This is a genomic window from Frankia canadensis, assembly GCF_900197875.1.
Classification (GTDB): Bacteria; Actinomycetota; Actinomycetes; order Frankiales; family Frankiaceae; genus Frankia; species Frankia canadensis.
Genome location: NZ_FZMO01000382.1, coordinates 1 through 2,131, shown reverse-complemented (window position 1 = coordinate 2,131; position 2,131 = coordinate 1). Strand labels below are relative to the sequence as shown.

The following is a 2,131-nucleotide window of genomic DNA, read 5'->3' as shown; positions in this document are numbered from 1 at the left end:
AGGTTGCCCTCCCGGCCCACCCGCACGGCGCCCCGCCGACCGGCGCGGCGCCGTGCGGGTGGGCCGGGAGGGCAACCTGGTGCTGTTCGTCGTCGACGCGTCGGGGTCGATGGCGGCCCGCGCCCGCATGAGCATCGTCACCACCGCCGTGCTCGCCCTGCTCGTCGACGCCTACCAGCGCCGCGACCGCATCGGCATGATCACCTTCCGGGGGTCCGGCGCCGACGTCGTGCTGCCCCCCACATCCAGCGTGGAGGCCGGCGCCGCGCGGCTGCGCGCCCTGCCCACCGGCGGGCGCACCCCGCTGGCCGCCGGGCTCACCCGCGCCGCCCAGGTGCTGCGCGCCGAACGCCGCCGCGACCCGGCCCGGCGCGCCCTGCTCGTCGTCGTCACCGACGGGCGGGCCACCGCCGGCGACGACCCGCTGCCCGTCGCCGCCGCCCTGCGCCGCACCGCCGGCCCCACCACCCACGCCCACACCGGCAGCGGCGCACGCGGCCACGGCGGCACCGCCGGGGCGGCGGGTGGCCGGGGCGGGCTGGCCAGCATCGTCGTCGACTGCGAGAGCGGCCCGCTGCGCCTGGGCCTGGCCGGCCGCCTCGCCGCCGCACTCGGCGCCCTCACCCTCCCCCTCGACGCCCTGCCCGGCGTGCACCCGCGAAGGAGCAGCTGACCGATGCCACCCCAGGGGCAGCCCGAGCAGGTTCCCGACGACGGCCTGAGCACCCGCCAGCGCCGCGACCGGCCGCTGCTGATCGTCCACACCGGCGACGGCAAGGGCAAGAGCACCGCCGCGTTCGGCCTGGCGCTGCGCGGCTGGGCGCAGGGCTGGCCGGTCGGCGTGTTCCAGTTCGTCAAGTCCGCGAAATGGCGCATCGGCGAGGAACAGGCCCTCGGCGTGCTCGGCGCCGCCGAGCAGGGCGGCACGGTCGCCTGGCACAAGATGGGCTCCGGCTGGAGCTGGCTCCAGGGACGCGTCGACCCCCACGGCGACCCGGCGGCGGCCGCCGCCGAGGGCTGGGCGCAGATCCGCCGCGACCTGGCCGCCGAGACCTACCGGCTCTACGTCCTCGACGAGATGACCTACCCGCTGGACTGGGGCTGGCTCGACGTCGACGAGGTCGTCACCACCCTGCGTGAACGACCCGGCCGCCAGCATGTCGTCGTCACCGGCCGGCGCGCCCCCGCCGCCCTGCTCGACGCCGCCGACCTCGTCACCGAGATGACCAAGGTCCGCCATCCGATGGACACCGGCCAGAAGGGCCAGCGAGGCATCGAATGGTGAGCCCCGCACCGCGACCGCCCGCACCCCGATCATCGGCGCGCCGTCGCGCGGTGGCCTGGACCCCGCGTCCCGCGGCGTCGCCCGGGCACGGCGCATGACCGCCGCCCTCGCCCTGCCGCGACTCGTGCTCGCCGCCCCGTCCAGCGGCGCCGGCAAGACGACGGTGACGACCGGGCTGATGGCGGCGCTGCGCGCCCGCGGGCTGCGCGTCTCCCCGCACAAGGTCGGCCCCGACTACATCGACCCCTCCTACCACGCGCTGGCCTGCGGCCGTCCCGGACGCAACCTCGACGCCGTCCTGTGCGGCGCGCACCGCCTGCCCGGCCTGTTCGCCCACGGGGCGCACGGCGCGGACCTCGCCGTCGTCGAGGGGGTGATGGGCCTGTTCGACGGCGTCGCCCGCCCCGCGCCCGGCCAGGACGGCGACCACGCCTCCACCGCGCACGTCGCCCGCCTGCTGGACGCACCCGTCGTCCTCGTCGTCGACGTCTCCGGTGCCGCCCGTTCGCTGGCCGCGCTCGTGTCCGGCTTCCGCGCCTTCGACCCGCGCCTGCGCCTGGCCGGGGTGATCCTCAACCGGGTCGGGTCCGACCGTCACCGTGACCTGCTCACCGACGCCCTCGACGCCATCGCCGTGCCCGTGCTCGGCGCCGTCCCCCGCGACACCGCGGTGCACACCCCCTCGCGTCACCTCGGTCTGGTGCCCGCCGCCGAACGCCGCCCCGCCGCCGTCGACGCCGTCGACCGTCTCGGCGCGCTGGTCGCCGCGACCTGCGACCTCGACGCGCTGCTGCGCGTCGCCCGCGCCGCGCCGCCCCTGCGCGTCACCCCCTGGGACCCCGCCGC

At 78.0% G+C, this 2,131-nt stretch carries 3 protein-coding genes; all 3 read left to right on the top strand.

Annotated features, from left to right (window positions below; genetic code table 11):
- Positions 1–673, top strand: a 673-nt coding sequence (locus C1A33_RS24250; protein ID WP_115538011.1) for a VWA domain-containing protein, incomplete at its 5' end; no start/stop codon positions are given.
- 3 nt (positions 674–676) lie between these two features.
- Complete coding sequence (gene cobO / locus C1A33_RS24245; protein WP_101833641.1) at positions 677–1,285, top strand: cob(I)yrinic acid a,c-diamide adenosyltransferase; 609 nt, start codon at positions 677–679, stop codon at positions 1,283–1,285.
- Positions 1,286–1,379: 94 nt separating this feature from the next.
- The coding region (locus C1A33_RS24240) for a cobyrinic acid a,c-diamide synthase CobB (protein WP_101833640.1) at positions 1,380–2,131 on the top strand (752 nt) is incomplete at its 3' end.